Here is a 15,970-nt window from a genome sequence, read left to right on the forward strand (position 1 = left end):
ACGGGGTCCCACGCCGTCGGGCGCGGGACCCCGTCGAGGGAGCCGGGAGCGTCAGGCCTCGACGCGCTCCGCGCGGTTGACGGCCGAGACGATCGCCTTGAGGGAGGCCGTGGTGATGGACGGGTCGATCCCGACGCCCCACAGGACGTCGTCGCCGACCTGGCACTCGACGTAGGCCGCAGCGGTGGCGTCGCCACCCTCGGAGAGCGCGTGCTCGGCGTAGTCCAGGACGCGGACCTCGACGCCGACCCCGGCGACCGCGTCGACGAACGCAGCGACAGGGCCGTTGCCCGAGCCTTCCAGGGTCAGGAGCTCACCGCGGTCGAGCACGTCGACCGCCAGGGTGTCCGGGCCGTCCTCGGACGACACGGCGCGCGTCCCGCGCAGCTTGAGGCGCCCCCACGGCTCCAGGCCCGACGCGGCGTCGACCGGCAGGTACTCGTCGGAGAAGATCCGCCAGATGTCGTCTCCCGTGACCTCCTGGCCGCCCGCGTCCGTGAACGCCTGGACGACGCGCGAGAACTCGATCTGCAGACGGCGCGGCAGGTCCAGGTGGCGCTCGGACTGCAGCAGGTAGGAGATGCCGCCCTTGCCGGACTGCGAGTTGACGCGGATCACGGCCTCGTACGAGCGGCCCACGTCCTTGGGGTCGATGGGCAGGTACGGCACGCCCCAGACCAGGTCGTCGACGCCCTTGCCCGCGGCCTCGGCCTCGGCAGCCATGGCGTCGAGGCCCTTCTTGATCGCGTCCTGGTGGGAGCCGGAGAACGCGGTGAACACCAGGTCCCCCGCGTACGGGTGCCGCTCGTGCACGGCGATCTGGTTGCAGTGCTCGACCGTGCGGCGGATGCGGTCCATGTCGGAGAAGTCGATCTCCGGGTCGATGCCCTGGCCGAACAGGTTCATGCCGAGCGTCACCAGGCACACGTTGCCCGTGCGCTCGCCGTTGCCGAACAGGCAGCCCTCGATGCGGTCCGCGCCGGCCTGGTAGCCCAGCTCGGCTGCGGCCACGGCCGTCCCGCGGTCGTTGTGCGGGTGCAGCGACAGGACGACGTTCTCGCGGTGCGCGAGGTGCCGGTTCATCCACTCGATCGAGTCGGCGTAGACGTTGGGCGTGGCCATCTCGACCGTCGCGGGCAGGTTGATGATGACCTTGCGGTCCGGCGTCGGCTCGAAGACCTCGATGACCTCGTTGCAGATCTCGACCGCGAACTCGAGCTCGGTGCCCGTGTAGGACTCGGGCGAGTACTCGTAGAAGACCTCGGTCTCCGGGATGGTCTCCTCGAACTTGCGGCACAGCTTGGCGCCGTTGACCGCGATCGCGATGATGCCCTCGCGGTCCGTGCGGAACACGACCTCCCGCTGGAGGCGTGACGTCGAGTTGTACAGGTGCACGATCGCCTGCTTGGCACCGCGCAGCGACTCGTAGGTGCGGGCGATCAGGTGCTCGCGGGACTGGGTCAGGACCTGGATGACGACGTCGTCCGGGATGTGCCCCTCCTCGATGAGCAGGCGCACGAAGTCGAAGTCCGTCTGCGAGGCCGACGGGAAGCCGACCTCGATCTCCTTGTAGCCCATCTCGACGAGCAGCTGGAACATCTTCAGCTTGCGCTCGGCGTTCATGGGTTCGATCAGGGCCTGGTTGCCGTCCCGCAGGTCCACCGCGCACCAGCGCGGGGCCTTCTCGATGCGCTTGTCCGGCCACGTCCGGTCCGGCAGCGACACGTCGAACTGCTGGTGGAAGGGCTCGTACTTGTGCACGGGCATGCCCGAGGGCTGCTGTGCGGAGCGAGAGCTGGTCTGGGGGGTCTGCGCCGTGGTGCTCATCATGTCCTTCGCGATCTCTTCGTCGGTGCTGTTCAGCCGGCACACCAACCACCGCGACGAGGATGCGGCCTAGAGGGCCTCGTCGCGGCAACGAAGGAGGAGCAGCTGTGTCACGTGCACGCTGTCACTGTACTCCCGTCGGGGGCGACGCCGCGGGACGTCCCGGTGGATGGAACGGCCGAGGCGGCCCGACGGCGCCGCGTGAGCAGCGTCGTCGGGCCGCCTCACGACCGGACCGGGCGGCCCGACGACCCTGCTCGCATGAGCGACGTCGTCGGGCGCGCCTCGGCGTGTCGCGCCGGGTCAGCGTCCGCGCGAACGCAGCGCCGCGTCGACCGCCGGGTCACCCAGGTTGCCGAGCCACTCGAGCAGCGCCGGGTAGGTCGACGGGTTGGCGGCGACCTGCGGGCGCAGGTGCGGGGCCTCCTGGACGATCTGCGCGAGCACCTCGAGAGGCGTGGACGGGTCCAGGGCCTGGGCCGCGGTGAACCCCGCGGGCTGCGGGTCCTGGTAGGGCGGAAGGACGGCCGTGTCGCCCACCGACTGGGCTGCGTAGCCAGGACGCGCCGCGTACCCCGAGCGCTCCGGGACGACCGGCTGCACCGGGCGCGACGGCTCGTTGCCCTGGGCGGGCAGGACCTGCGTCCGGTACTGGTCGACCGGGCGCGCCGTCTCCCGCACCGCGTGCGGCGACTGCTGGGCCGTCTCCTCGTGGTGGACCGGCTGGGTCGCCTGCTGGCTCGGCGCGTAGCGGACCTGCTGCACCGGGGAGGAGGCGGGCGTCGGCCGGGACGGCGCCGCGGCCGGCTCGTGCTCCTGCTCGCCGGCCTCGGGGCCGTAGCCGTCGGGCCCGGTCGCGTAGCTGCCGCTGCCGTACGGGCCGGCGACCGGCTCCTGCGCGGGCTTGGGACGCGCAGGACGCGGCGCGGGCGGCTGCCACACGTACGCGCTCGGAGCGGTGTCCGCACCGACGAGCGACGTCGGGCGGTTCTCCGCGAAGTGCGTCCGGACCTCGGCAGGAACGGTGAGCGCGAACACCACGACGAGCGGCAGCCCGTAGGCCAGGAGGAGCAGAGGCGTCCCGAAGCTCGCGCCGGCCTGGTTCGTCGCGACGATCAGCAGCACGATGCCCAGCAGCGCGACCACGCCCACCGCCCCGAGGGCCAGCGTCCGTCCGGCGACCGCGTCCCGGGCCAGGGACCGGCGGCCCACGAGCGCGACACCTGCTGCGAGCACCCCGAACACGATCGAGAGGATCAGGATCGCTCCACGCTCACCGGCCGCGAGCGTGAAGACACCGATCAGCGCGGTGCCGGCGGCGACGACCACGATCAGGTCGAGCGCGCGCACCGCCACGCCCACCCAGGTCGTGACGGGCGACGAGGTGGCGGTCGTCCGGGCCAGCGCCGGGGAGGACGCGACCGCGGCGACCGCCGGGACGAGCAGCAGCCCGAAGCGGCCCAGGGCGAACGAGTCGATGCTCACACCCTGGTTGCTGGTGTTGAGCACGAAGAGCACCACGAGCGCGATACCCAGGCCGACGAGCACGAGCCGCCACGCCTCGTCGTGCCGCAGGACGCCCCACAGCGGCCACCCCACGAGCGCGACGGTCATGGCCGCGAGGACGAGGAACCCGAGCACCAGGAGCGGCGGCACGCCGAGGGTGAAGGTCAGCACGAACGCGACCAGCGCACCGACCAGCGCCACCCCGGCGACGACCGTCAGGACCAGCGTCCAGAACCGCGACACCGCCCGGTCCTGGTCGACCGGTCCGAGCTCGGCCTGGCGCGGCTGCGCGGCGAGAAGGGCTCCCGCGAGCCCCAGCGAGAGCGCCGACCCGACCCCGCCCCACCCGTTGCCCGCGTCGCGGTTCACGAGGTCGAGCACGATGTACACGGCGGCCAGGAGCACGTACGGGGCGTTGGCCACGAGGCGGGCCCGACGGGTCGTGTGCACGGTCCACGTCGCCGGCAGGGCGCCGGTCCGCGCAAGGTACGGCAGCGAGAGCGACAGCAACGAGACGACCGTCACGAGGATCACCTCGATCTTGTCCGACGCCCTGTGCCCCAGCAGGTCCCACGGCATGGTCAGCGACACGAACAGGAGCAGGGCCGCCACGCCGTCGCGCACGTAGTCGCTCACGGGGATGCCCGCGAACGGGTTGCTCCCTGCGGACGGGGCGCTCCCTTCGGACGGGGTGCTCCCTGCGGACTGCGCGGGCTCCTGGGTGCCCTCCTCCAGCACGGGAGAGGCGCCTCGGGGAGCCGTCTCCTCGGACGGGCCCGTGGCGGCGGGCTCGCCGTGCGTCCGGGTCGGCGGGTGCTGATCGGGGCCGGGCCCAGGGTCGGTCTCGTTGGTCATCGCGCTCTCCCTACAGATCACACCGGGCTCGGGATCGGTCGGGCCCGGATCAGGCCACGACGGCCCCGTCAGTTTCTACCGGTAGATCACCGATGGCTCAAGTCTCCCACTTCGACCCGCGTGACCCTCGGCCGAGCCTCATGACCTCGGAGCGGGTGACGGCGAAGAGCATCCCCTGCGCGGCGACGATCTCGTGGCGCTCACCGTCGAACGTCTGCCGCCACTCGACGTGTCCGTCGAACAGGTTCATGGACACGACGCCCGTCGAGGTCGGGTCGGGCGGAGCGTCGAAACCCTCCCCCGAGGTCACGAGCAGCAGCGAGTCGCCGTCCGTGAACGCGCGGACGATCTCCGTGGTCAACCATCGCCGCCACAGCTCCCGTCCGGTCCCGGTCTCGAGCGCGATGAGCCGCGACCCGGACTCCACCACGACCACGTCCTCCGTCTGGAGCCAGAGCACCTCGGGCCACTCCTCGCGGTGCCAGAGGCGACGGCCCGAGACCACGTCGTAGCCCGTGAAACCAGGCATCCGCACCACGACGACGCGGGGTGGGACACCGCCCGTGATCTCCGGCACGAACGGCTCGCCCGGCATCCTGAGTCGTGTCCGGCCGTCCGGCCCGAGCACGTCGACGACGTCCCCCTGCCCCGACCCGTCGTCGGTGGACACCCTGACCGACAGGTCGCCCGCGAGCGCCCCGCCGTCCGCCCAGCCGCCCGGGGGTCCCTGCGACCGAAGGCGCTCGCCGGCGCGGTCGCCGTCGGCGTCGAAGGTCGTCGAGGCGTCGACCGTCCTGACGTGGAGCAGCCCGCGCATCGACATCAGCTCGACGTGGTCCGTGCGGCCGGGCGTCCCTGCCGCCTCTCCGTCGCCGGAGGACCCGACGGCGTCGGTCGGCACCTGCGCGCCCTCGAGAGCCCGAGACCTGGTGGCGGCCCCGTCCAGGGCCCCCTCCCAGGTCACCACGACGCCACCGTCCCCGCGCGAGGCCGTCGCGACGAGGCCGTCGGCGAGCGGTGCCGCGGCGAGGATGCCGTCGCCCAGTCCACGTGACCCCACGGTCCCGCCCGTCCGGTCGAGGACGGTCACGAGGAGGGGGAACCCGTCGTCGGGCCGCCCCGTCCCTGCCGTCTCCCCCCGGGCCGTGACGCACACGAGCGGGGACCCGGCCGCGTGCGGGTCGAGGAGGTCGGGGCCGCAGGTGGTCGTCCCCGTCGGCAGGTCCGCGGTCCACACCTCCTCGCCGGTCACGACGTCACGAGCGGTCACCACGCCGCCGGGCTCGACGATCACCACCTGCCCGTCGACCGCGGCAGGCCAGGCTGCCCCCGTCGGAGCCCGCCACACGGGGACGGGCTCGTCGGCGACCGGCCACAAGCCTCCCACCTGGGCCGCCACCCGGTCGGCCCGCTCACGCTCGATGGCACCACCTGCCACGAGCGAAGCACCCATGCCGCCCACCAGGAGCACCGCACCGAGCACCACGAGACCGGGGACGTGCCACCTGCGGCGCGGGTCGTGCGCGTCCTCCTGGCCGGGGCCCGCAGGATCCTGCACCGACCGCTCGTCGCTCCGGTCCACGGGCCGCGGCGTCGACGGTGGTCGGGGGCCCTGTGGACGGGCCCGGCGCGACCCGGCCGCCGACGGCGGTCCGGTCGGGCCGGACCCCGCGTCGAAGTCGTCGTCGAGCTCGGTCACCTCGACCAGCTCGACGGCGTGGGCGTCCTGCTCACGACGTCGTGGAGCCACCTCTCCACGGTAGTCCGCTCCGTCCGAACCGGTCGGCCGGGGACGGCCAGGAGGATCGGACGCCTCGTCGCCCGCACGCAGGAGCCGTGCGCCTGCTACCGGTCAGCCGACGCCGAAGATCGTGCCGTCGTCCGACCATCCGACCAGCGTCCCGCCCACGGACATCGCCGTGTCGAACGAGTCCGCGAGGTCCCGCACCCACAGCTCCTGCCCCGAGTCCATCGAGATCGCCGTGATCCTCGTCCCGCCGGACGTACCGGACCCCACGAGGTACAGGTCGGTGCCGTCCGTGAACGCCGTGGAGTAGAAGCGGACGCCCGACGCCTCCCAGACCTGCTCGCCCGAGGCCAGGTCGACGGCCCACAACCGCCCCACGCCCGACAGCACCCCGATGTCGCCCACCTGGGCGACGGCGACGTCGACCTGCCGCTCCTCGGTCCACAGAGCGCGGCCGCTGACCGGGTCGTGGGCCGTCGTGACCGGCCGGATGATCGACCCGAGGGCGTCCATCACCCCGCCGCCTTCCGTGACGAGCAGCACACTGGTCGGTGACCCGTCGGTCACGCCGAACTCCTGGACCTGGCCCTCGGCGCGGAACACCTCGTTCCCCTCGCGGTCCAGGACGGCCGAGGCGCTGCCGTCCGAGCCCTGGACGACGGAGCGTCCCTCTCGCAGCGGCACGACGAACGAGCGGGAGGCCTGCGCACCGGCGACGCCCGCGGCGTCGAGCGTCACGATCCCGCTGCCACCGAACACCCCGAGCTCGTCCCCTTCTCTCCACAGCCCGAGGTACTCGTCGTCGGGCCGTGCACCCTCCGGAAGGACCACGTCGACCTGCCTCGTCCACACCACCTCGGCCGTGTCGAGGTCCTTCAGGGTGACCACGGCCTGCCCGTCGGCTCCCCAGCGGACCGTCGCGACGCCGTCCTCGAAGACGACTGCGCCACGCGTGCCCTCCTCGAGAGCGTGCGAGGCGACGACCGCGCCGGTCGCCGGGTCCAGCACCTGGAGGCCGGAGAACCGCTCACGGTAGGTCGACGCACCGACCCCGGGCTCGCGCACGAACGCTATCGTCGTGCAGGCCATCAGGCCCTGCAGGTCCGATCCCTCGGCCCCTTCCTCGCAGTACGTGGTCCGCTGCCCCGGGCCCTCCGATCCGAACGCCTCCGGCACCTGCCACACGAGCTCCCCCGTGGCCGGGTCGTGCCCCGAGACGGAGGCTCCTGCCCTCACGAGCGTGCCTCCCACGTCGATCGGCAGGGTCCACCCCACCAGCGACGGGTCACCCGAGACCTCGGGCGGCTCGATCCGCCAGACGACCTCGGCGTCCGCGGCCAGCGGCCTCAGCCCACCGGCCGCCACCACACGGTCCGTACGCCGGGCATCGGCCGCCTCACCCACCACCAGCCCGCCGACGACGAGGGCGCCCACGCCCACGCCGACGCCCACGACGAGCCAGGACCGGAGGGACCTCGGCCGGCGCACCGCGCCCGGGCCGTCCGAGCCGTCCGAGCCGTCCGCGCCCGGGGTACCCGGGGCGCCCGGGGTGCCCGGGCCGTCCGGCGTCGGGTCGGTCACCGGCCCTCCGAGGGACGCTGCGACGTCGGGGTCCTCGACCGTGGCAGCCGCCACGGGTGACGGATCCCGCCCGGTCCGAGCCTCCTCGACGTCGTCGACGTCCTCGATGTCCTCGAACCCGAGGACCCGCACGCCCGCCCCCGCTGCACCGCGCCCGCGCCGTCTCATGCGCCGACCCTAGCGTCCGCCGTCCCGGGTCGTCAGATGCCGAGCTGGTACACGCCCCAGTAGGCGAGCGTGACGAGCAGGATCGTGGATCCGGCGACGGTCGCCCAGAGCGTGGCCCGGGCACCGACGCCGGTGGCCGGACGCACGACCACTCCCCCCTCGGGGGACGCGGCGACCGCCTTGTGCGCCGTCCGCAGGTCCGCGAGGCGGTTGATGATGAACGCGGCAGCGACCACCGTGGCCAGGCCCAGCAGGCGCACCGCGATCCAGCCGCCCTGGACGACCCACGCGTCGGTCTGGTAGTCGAGCGCGAGCCTCGCGACGGACACCAGGTAGACCACGAGGCCCACCATGGTCGCGACCGACCCCACCGCGAGCCCCACGAGCGGCCACCGGAGCCCGGGAGCGAGCCGCGCCGCCGGGCGCGACGTACGACGCACCCGACGCACCAGGCCGGTCACGAGCCACACGAGCGGCCCGACGACCAGCAGCGCACCGCCCACGATCACGAACCCGATGACGATGTCCCCGTTGCCGTACCACCTCGGGTTCGGCACGGCCGACGCCAGGTAGAGCTGGTCCGGCTGCGCACCCGCCACCGCGGGCTCGGCGCCGGCCGTGCCCGGGAGCCCCTGGACCCACGCCGAGACGTCGCGCGCGAAGTCCGGCACCAACGACCCGCCCACCCGGATGCCGTGGTTGGCCCCCGCGTAGTAGCGGACCGTCACGTCGTGGTTCCCGTTGGCTCCCGCGTCCGCGATGATCTGCAGCGCCCCCTGCTCGATCGGCATCGACGGGTCGGCCGTGCCGTAGACGACGAGCGTCGGGACGTCGAGCCGTTCGAGGTAGGGCGTGACGTCGAAGTCCGCGTACTCGAACCCTCCCCCGGGCATCTCCATGCCCACGGCCCGGGGGATCGCACGGAAGACCCCCTGCGGCACCCCCGTGTTGCGCAGGTAGGAGTCCACCGCGAACCCCGCCTGCTGCCGCGGCGGCACGACGGGAGCCGAGACCATGACGAGGAACGACACGTCCGGGTCCTGGTCCACGAGGACCGGTGCGATCCACGTGCCCTCCGACTCGGCGTACAGCCCCACGCGCTCCGGGTCCACCGACGGTCTGGTCCGCAGCAGCTCCACCGACCGCTGGTAGTCGTCGGCCATGTCGACGTAGTCGCGGTGACGGGTCGTGTAGGTGTCGAGCCGCTTGGACGGGACGAGAGTCACGATCCCCGCGCTCGCCATGTCGGTCGCGACCTCGACGAACGCCTCGTCCGCCGCACCGGTCCCGGCACCGTGCAGGAACACGACCCCGGGGAGCCCGTCGGGAGCGCCGACGGGCTCACGCAGGAGTCCGTCGACGCTCGTCCCCTCGAGCCGGACGACGACCTCGGTCTCCTTGACCTCGTACGTCCCGACGGGCTGGACGTCCTGCCCCTGGCCGCCGATCGCGGTGTCCGCCGCCGTGGGTGAGAGATGGTCGGTCACGGGCACCGGGGACCACTGAGGACCGGTCACGGCCCCCACCAGGGCAAGGCCGATGGCCAGGGCGGCGCTCGTGGCCGCGGTACGGAAGATCACGTCAGCATCGTCTCGCACGACAGGGGCCGACCGCCCGGGGGGCGTCCGGAGAACAGGAGGGGGCCCACCCTAGAACCCGAGCTTGCGCAGCTGCTTGGGGTCGCGCTGCCAGTCCTTGGCGACCTTGACGTGCAGGTCCAGGTAGACGCGCGCGCCGAGCAGCGCCTCGATGCCCTTGCGGGCCTCGGTCCCGACGTGACGCAGGCGCGACCCGCCACGCCCGATGATGATCGCCTTCTGGCTGTCGCGCTCCACGAAGAGGTTGACCCGGACGTCCAGGAGCGGCGGCCTGCCCGTCTCCGGGTTGCCCGATCCCTCGCGGGGGACGATCTCGTCGACGACCACGGCGAGGCTGTGGGGCAGCTCGTCCCGCACGCCCTCGAGCGCCGCCTCACGGACGAGCTCGGCGACCATCACGGCCTCGGGCTCGTCGGTCAGCTCGCCTCCCGGGTACAGCTCGGGGCCGGCGGGCAGGTGCTTGACCAGCACGTCCTCCAGGGTCTCGACCTGGAAGCCGTCCTTGGCGGAGACCGGCACGATGTCCTGCCACTCGCCGAGCTGGTCCACCGCGAGCAGGTGCTTGGTCAGCGTCTCGCGGTCCACCAGGTCCGCCTTGGTGACGACCGCGACGACCGGGGTGGGCCGGCGCCCCTTCATCAGGTCGGCGAGCTGGGCCGCGATGTACTTGTCGCCGGGGCCGACCTTCTGGTCGGCGGGGAGGCAGAACGCGATGACGTCGACCTGCGCGAGGGTCTCACGCACCAGGTCGTTGAGCCGTTCACCGAGGAGCGTGCGCGGACGGTGCAGCCCCGGTGTGTCCACGAGGATCAGCTGGGCGTCCGGGCGGTGCACGATGCCCCGGATCGTGTGGCGCGTCGTCTGCGGTCGCCCGGAGGTGATCGCGACCTTCTGTCCCACCAGGGCGTTCGTGAGCGTGGACTTGCCCGCGTTGGGCCGTCCGACGAAGCACGCGAAGCCGGCCTTGTGCTCTGCTGTGGCGTGGTCGTTCTGGGTCACCGGTGTGCTTCTCTCTCGTTCGACTCGCCCGCTCGACGCGGGCTGTCACTGGTCCGCCCGGCACGCTCCGCGCGCTCGGGGGTCGTCTGTCGGTCTCTGGAGCCGCGGTCGCGCGGCTCGGCGCGCTCGCGCCTGTCGGTCTCTGTACCCGACGGCGCCTCGGGGTGGTCGGGGACCTCGGTGCTCACGGCGCGCACGAGCACGGTCGCGAGCTGCTTGCGTCGCCCCTCGACCCGCTCGCCCGTCATGTGCACGCCCTGGGCCTCGGCCGTCGACCCCGGGAGGGGGACCTTGCCGAGCGCCTTGGAGAGCAGGCCGCCGACCGTGTCCACGTCGTCGTCCTCGATGTCGAGGTCGAAGAGCTCGCCCAGCTCGTCGAGCGGAAGGCGCGCAGGGACCCGGAAGGTCCCGTCGCCCAGGTCCTCGACCTCGGGCCCCGACCGGTCGTGCTCGTCCGTCAGCTCGCCCACGATCTCCTCGAGCGCGTCCTCGATCGTCACGAGCCCCGCGACGCCGCCGTACTCGTCCACGACCATCGCGATGTGCGAGGCGGAGGCCTGCATCTCGCGCAGCAGGTCGTCGACCGGCTTGGACTCGGGCACGAAGATCGCGGGCCGTGCGACGTCGGCGACGCGGCGCGACGCGGCCTCGGGCGAGCCGTGCACGACCTTCACGACGTCCTTGAAGTACACGACGCCCACGAGGTCGTCGACCGACGTCCCCGTCACGGGCAGGCGCGAGAAGCCCGAGCGAAGGAACAGGGCCAGCGCCTTGGACAGCGGCGTCGAGGCGGGGGTCGTGATCATGTCGGTGCGCGGGACCATGACCTCGCGCGTGAGGGTGTCGCCGAGCTCGAAGACGGAGCGGATCATCTCGCGCTCCTCCTCCTCGATGATCTCCGACTCGTTCACCCGGTCGACCATGTCCTGGAGCTCGCGCTCGTGGGGGCCGTCCGCGTCGTCCTTCGCCCCCCTGAACCGCACGAGCCACCCCGTGAGGAGCACCGCGGGAGTCAGGACGCCAGAGAGCGTCAGGAGAACCCGCACGGGATGCTGGCGCCCGAGGGCACGCGGAGCGACCCGCGCGAAGACCAGGGCGACGAGCACGACGAAGAGCAGGGCCCCGAGCAGCGCCTGCCACCAGTCGTCGAGCCACGCCGAGACGAGCAGCGTCACGCAGGCCGCCGCGAGCATCTCGGCGACCACGCGCAGGAACGCGAGAGCCGCCGCGGTGTGCGGCGGGTCCTCGGTCAGCGCCTGGACCCGGCGCACCCGGACCACGCGAGGCGGCAGCGGACCGGCAGGTCCTCCGCCGGAGCCCGACGTCCCGGCCTCTGCCTCGGCGGCCGCCTCGGTGACGGCAGCGCGCGTGACCCGCATGACCGCGGCCTCGCCCGCGCCGAGGGCGCCCGCGAGGATCACGCCCACGACCGCGAGGACGAGCAGCAGCGCGACGGGGACCTCGGTCATCGGCTGGCGAGGAAGGTCAGGAGGAGCTTGCGCTGCAGGGCGAACATCTCCTTCTCCTCCTCGGGCTCCGCGTGGTCGTAGCCCAGCAGGTGGAGGATGCCGTGCGTCGTGAGCAGGAGCATCTCCTCGGTCGTCGAGTGGCCCGCCGTCACGGCCTGCTGCGCGGCGACCTCGGGGCAGAGCACGATGTCTCCGAGCTCGCCCGCGGGCGTCACGTCGCCGTCACGCCCGGGACGGAGCTCGTCCATGGGGAAGGACAGCACGTCCGTGGGCCCGGGCTCGTCCATCCAGCGCACGTGCAGCTCGGACATGACGTCGGACTCGACGAACCGGATGCCGAGCTCGCTCTGCGGGTGCACGTGCATGGCGTCCAGGACGTAGCGCGCGAGGGCGGCGAACTCCGCCTCGTCGACCTCGTAGCCGGACTCGTTGTTGATCTCGACGCTCATCAGCGTGCCCCTTGCTCTCGTTGGTCTCGTTGGTCTCGTGGTCGATCGCGTCGGGGCGCCCCGCCCCTGCCCGCGCCGTGCGCGTGCCCGCCGCCGTCCCGGGCCGGGCGGGCGGTGCTCACGTCCCAGCGCGCGTACGCGTCGATGATGTCGCTCACGAGGCGGTGCCGGACGACGTCGGTCGAGGTCAGGCGGCAGAACTCGACGTCGTCGACCCCGGTCAGGACGTCCTCGATGACCCGCAGCCCGGACGGTGTGCCACCGGGGAGGTCGACCTGCGTGACGTCGCCCGTGATGACCATCTTGGACCCGAACCCGAGGCGGGTGAGGAACATCTTCATCTGCTCGGTCGAGGTGTTCTGCGCCTCGTCGAGGATGATGAAGGCGTCGTTGAGGGTGCGACCGCGCATGTATGCCAGCGGCGCGACCTCGATCGTCCCGGACTCGATGAGCTTGGGGATCGACTCGGGGTCGATCATGTCGTGCAGCGCGTCGTAGAGCGGGCGCAGGTACGGGTCGATCTTCTCCGAGAGCGAGCCGGGCAGGAACCCGAGCCGCTCCCCCGCCTCGACGGCGGGGCGGGTCAGCACGATGCGGCTGACCTGCTTGGCCTGGAGAGCCTGCACGGCCTTGGCCATGGCGAGGTACGTCTTGCCGGTGCCCGCCGGTCCGATCCCGAACGTCACGGTGCTCGCGTCGATCGCGTCGACGTAACGCTTCTGCCCCACGGTCTTGGGCCGGATGGTCCGGCCCCGGCTCGAGAGGATGTTGAACGTGAGGACCTCGGCCGGCCGGGTCGCGGTCGCCGCGGTCAGCATCGCGACCGAGCGGGTCACGACGTCGGGCGTCAGGCGCGTCCCGGACTCGACGACCTCGACGAGCTCGTCGAGGAGCCGCGAGGCGAGCGCGACGTCGCCCGCGGGGCCGGTCACCGCGAGCTCGTTGCCACGGGCGTGCACGTCGATCGTGGGGAAACCGGCCTCGATCGCACGCAGCACGACGTCGCCGCTGCCGAGCAGGTCCACCATGGGCACGTGGGCCGGGACGACGATGCGGTGCTCGACCCGTGCTCCCGGGTGGTGGGCCGGCGGTTCCAGGCCACCGGTCCCGTCGGCCCGTCCGGTGCGGGCGCGCTCCTGGTCGCGGGAGAGGCCTCCGGAGCCGGGCGTCGCTGGGCCGTTCGGTGGGGGCGGTGTCGAGGATGGCATGAGCCGGCTTGCGCCGAGGCACTCCTTCGGAAGGTCTGTGTGGTTCGTGGTGCGTCCATGATATCGAGCACGCACCGCCGGGTCAGGGCGAATACCCGCCCCACCCGGCGGCTCGACGGACGGGGCGGGCGGACGGCCCACGGTCAGGCAGGGGTCCAGCCCAGCTCCTTGCCGCCGATGACGTGCCCGTGGACGTGGAAGACGCTCTGCCCGGCGCGCGGCCCGGAGTTGAAGATCAGCCGGAACTGCCCGTCGGCCTGCTCGCTCGCGATCTCGTCGGCCAGCGCCACGACCCCCGCGAGGAGGTCGGGGTCGGCGGCGGCGAGCTGCGCGATGTCCCCGTGGTGCGCGCGCGGGACGACGAGCACGTGGAGCGGCGCCTGCGGGTTGATGTCCTTGAACGCCACGGCCTGGTCCGTGGCCGCGACGATCGTCGCCGGGCTGTCCCCGGCGACGATCTTGCAGAACAGGCAGTCCGGGTCGGTCGGGTGAGCGGTGTCGTTGCTGGTCATGACGGCAGGCTACCCCCGCCCCCGGGCCGCGGCCCGGGGTGCGGGCGGGCCGGCGGGGTCAGCGGACGTCACCGTCCCTCGTCCGCCCCGTCCCACCGGCCGAGCCGCTGGACGAGCATCGCGATCGCGACGGGCCCCGCGGTCGAGGTCCGCAGCACGTGGGGCCCGAGGCGGGCGGTGCGCGCCCCGGCCTCGGTGAGCGCCTCGACCTCCCGCTCGGAGATCCCGCCCTCGGGCCCGACGACGACGAGCACCTCGGGCGCATGGCTCGACGCCGCGGCGGGGTCGCCGGGCGAGGGCAGGGGCACCTCGGCGAGGGGGACGAGCGCCTCCTCGTGCAGCACGATCACGGCACCGCCCGCCTCGACGACCTGACGGGTGCGGTCGACGAGCCCCCGGGTGTCGATCGCGAGATCGACGCGTGGCAGCCGTGCGCGACGCGCCTGCTTGGTCGCGGCGCGGACCGTCGCGAGCCAGCGGGCGCGCGACTTCGCCGCACGGTCGCCGCGCCACACGACGATCGACCGCTCGGCCTGCCACGGGACGACGGCGTCGGCGCCGACCTCGGTCGCCGCCTCGATCGCCATCTCGTCCCGGTCGCCCTTGGCGAGCGCCTGGACCAGCGTCACGACGACGTCGGGAGCCGGCTCCTGGACGACCTCGCGGACCCGCAGGCTGACCCCGGGACCTGCGACGGCCTCGATGGTGCACCGCAGGCGCAGCCCCTCGCCGTCCACGACGTCGATGTCCTCACCGACGGCCCGACGCTGGACGACGCCCGCGTGCCGCCCCTCGGCGCCGTCGAGCACGTAGAGCGAGCCCACGGGGAAGCCGGAGAGACCGCCCCCGGCCCCGCCCTCCGACGAGCCGCTCGCCTCGGCGAGGAAGACCGGCGCGCTCACTCAGCGCCCCGACAGCTTGTCGCGCAGGCGGGAGAAGACTCCCGGGTGCGCGGCCGACAGGCGCGGGTCCGGGCGCTCCTCGCCACGAGCCTTCGCGAGGGAGCGCAGCAGCTCCTCCTGCTCCTCGTCGAGGCCCGTGGGGACCTGGACCTCGACGTGCACGTTGAGGTCTCCGCGACCGCCGGTGTGCAGGTGGCCGACACCCAGGTTCTTGAGCGTGACGATCTGACCGGGCTGCGTGCCGGGGCGCAGGTCGATCTCCTGCGGACCGTCGAGGGTCTCGAGCTCGAGGACCGTCCCGAGGGCCGCAGCGGTCATGGGCACCTGGAGCGTGCAGTGCAGGTCGTCGCCGCGACGCACGAAGATCTCGTGGTTGCGCTCGCGGATCTCGACGTACAGGTCGCCTGCGGGGCCGCCCGCGGGGCCGACCTCGCCCTGCGAGGTGAGCTTGATCCGGGTGCCCGTGTCCACGCCCGCGGGGACGTTGACCGTCAGGGTGCGGCGGCTGCGCACGCGCCCCTCGCCCGCGCACTCGGCGCAGGGCTCGGGGATGACCGTGCCGAAGCCCTGGCAGGCGGCGCAGGGGGCCGTCGTCATGACCTGCCCGAGGAAGGAGCGGGCCACGCGTTGGACCGTGCCACGACCGTTGCACACGTCACAGGTGCGGGGCGACGTGCCGGGACGGCAGCACGAGCCCGAGCAGGTGCCGCAGATCACTGCCGTGTCGACCTGGAGCTCGCGTCGAGCGCCGAACGTGGCCTCGGAGAGGTCGATGTCGAGCCGCACCAGGGCGTCCTGGCCGCGGCGCGCGCGCGGGATGGGTCCCGACTGCGCCTGGCCACCGCCGAAGAAGGTCTCGAAGATGTCCTGGAAGCCGAAGCCGCCACCCATGCCGCCGCCCGCGGCCGACGGGTCGGAGCCCATGTCGTACTGCTGACGCTTGTCCGGGCTGGACAGCACCTCGTAGGCGCGGGACACGTCCTTGAACTTGTCCTCCGCGGCCTCGCCCGCGACGTCAGGGTGCAGCTCACGGGCCAGCTTGCGGTAGGCCTTCTTGATCTGGTCCTGGCTCGCGTCCCGGGGCACGCCCAGGATCTGGTAGTAGTCGCTCACAGGTCACTCTCTACTAGCGCACGCCGATCCTGGATC

12 protein-coding genes are annotated in these 15,970 nt (G+C 73.0%); all 12 read right to left on the minus strand.

The window, feature by feature from the left end:
- Positions 1–51: 51 nt before the first annotated feature.
- Entirely contained in the window at positions 52–1,827 is a 1,776-nt protein-coding gene (gene leuA, locus NHG27_RS01545) for a 2-isopropylmalate synthase (protein ID WP_497014519.1), read from the minus strand.
- 303 nt (positions 1,828–2,130) lie between these two features.
- Positions 2,131–4,188: a DUF7937 domain-containing protein gene (locus NHG27_RS01550; protein ID WP_497014520.1), complete on the minus strand. Its 2,058-nt coding sequence runs from the start codon at positions 4,186–4,188 to the stop codon at positions 2,131–2,133.
- Between the two features lie 97 nt (positions 4,189–4,285).
- Entirely contained in the window at positions 4,286–5,938 is a 1,653-nt protein-coding gene (locus NHG27_RS01555) for an outer membrane protein assembly factor BamB family protein (RefSeq protein WP_497014521.1), read from the minus strand.
- A 102-nt stretch (positions 5,939–6,040) separates the two neighbouring features.
- Positions 6,041–7,684, minus strand: coding sequence for an outer membrane protein assembly factor BamB family protein (locus NHG27_RS01560; protein WP_497014522.1), 1,644 nt, complete (start codon positions 7,682–7,684; stop codon positions 6,041–6,043).
- Positions 7,685–7,716: 32 nt separating this feature from the next.
- The gene (locus NHG27_RS01565; RefSeq protein ID WP_497014523.1) at positions 7,717–9,264 is read right to left on the minus strand and encodes an alpha/beta hydrolase family protein; all 1,548 of its coding nucleotides are present in this window, start codon (positions 9,262–9,264) and stop codon (positions 7,717–7,719) included.
- Between the two features lie 69 nt (positions 9,265–9,333).
- Positions 9,334–10,281: a GTPase Era gene (gene era / locus NHG27_RS01570; RefSeq protein WP_193721144.1), complete on the minus strand. Its 948-nt coding sequence runs from the start codon at positions 10,279–10,281 to the stop codon at positions 9,334–9,336.
- Complete coding sequence (locus NHG27_RS01575; RefSeq protein WP_193721145.1) at positions 10,278–11,750, minus strand: hemolysin family protein; 1,473 nt, start codon at positions 11,748–11,750, stop codon at positions 10,278–10,280. Before NHG27_RS01575 ends, era begins: the two co-directional genes overlap by 4 nt.
- Positions 11,747–12,199: an rRNA maturation RNase YbeY gene (gene ybeY, locus NHG27_RS01580; RefSeq protein WP_193721146.1), complete on the minus strand. Its 453-nt coding sequence runs from the start codon at positions 12,197–12,199 to the stop codon at positions 11,747–11,749. The genes NHG27_RS01575 and ybeY overlap by 4 nt, the downstream gene beginning before the upstream one ends.
- On the minus strand, positions 12,199–13,227 hold the full coding sequence (locus NHG27_RS01585) for a PhoH family protein (RefSeq protein ID WP_193721166.1): 1,029 nt from the start codon (positions 13,225–13,227) through the stop codon (positions 12,199–12,201). Before NHG27_RS01585 ends, ybeY begins: the two co-directional genes overlap by 1 nt.
- Before the next feature lie 323 nt (positions 13,228–13,550).
- Entirely contained in the window at positions 13,551–13,919 is a 369-nt protein-coding gene (locus tag NHG27_RS01590) for an HIT domain-containing protein (RefSeq protein WP_497014524.1), read from the minus strand.
- A gap of 68 nt (positions 13,920–13,987) precedes the next feature.
- A complete protein-coding gene (locus tag NHG27_RS01595; protein ID WP_193721148.1) occupies positions 13,988–14,821 on the minus strand; it encodes a 16S rRNA (uracil(1498)-N(3))-methyltransferase in 834 nt (277 codons plus the stop codon).
- Positions 14,822–15,934 (minus strand): molecular chaperone DnaJ, encoded by a 1,113-nt coding sequence (gene dnaJ / locus NHG27_RS01600; RefSeq protein ID WP_497014525.1) that lies wholly within the window; start codon positions 15,932–15,934, stop codon positions 14,822–14,824.
- Positions 15,935–15,970 lie beyond the last annotated feature (36 nt).

Source organism: Oerskovia sp. 140933 (assembly GCF_059651515.1).

Excerpts from the sequence above, each read along its gene's own strand:
- NHG27_RS01560 (WP_497014522.1), bottom strand. The coding sequence starts at position 7,684 with ATGAGACGGCGCGGGCGCGGTGCAGCGGGGGCGGGCGTGCGGGTCCTC.
- ybeY (WP_193721146.1), bottom strand. The coding sequence starts at position 12,199 with ATGAGCGTCGAGATCAACAACGAGTCCGGCTACGAGGTCGACGAGGCG.
- NHG27_RS01585 (WP_193721166.1), bottom strand. The coding sequence starts at position 13,227 with ATGGTGGACCTGCTCGGCAGCGGCGACGTCGTGCTGCGTGCGATCGAG.
- leuA (WP_497014519.1), bottom strand. The coding sequence starts at position 1,827 with ATGAGCACCACGGCGCAGACCCCCCAGACCAGCTCTCGCTCCGCACAG.
- NHG27_RS01550 (WP_497014520.1), bottom strand. The coding sequence starts at position 4,188 with ATGACCAACGAGACCGACCCTGGGCCCGGCCCCGATCAGCACCCGCCG.
- NHG27_RS01590 (WP_497014524.1), bottom strand. The coding sequence starts at position 13,919 with ATGACCAGCAACGACACCGCTCACCCGACCGACCCGGACTGCCTGTTC.
- NHG27_RS01575 (WP_193721145.1), bottom strand. The coding sequence starts at position 11,750 with ATGACCGAGGTCCCCGTCGCGCTGCTGCTCGTCCTCGCGGTCGTGGGC.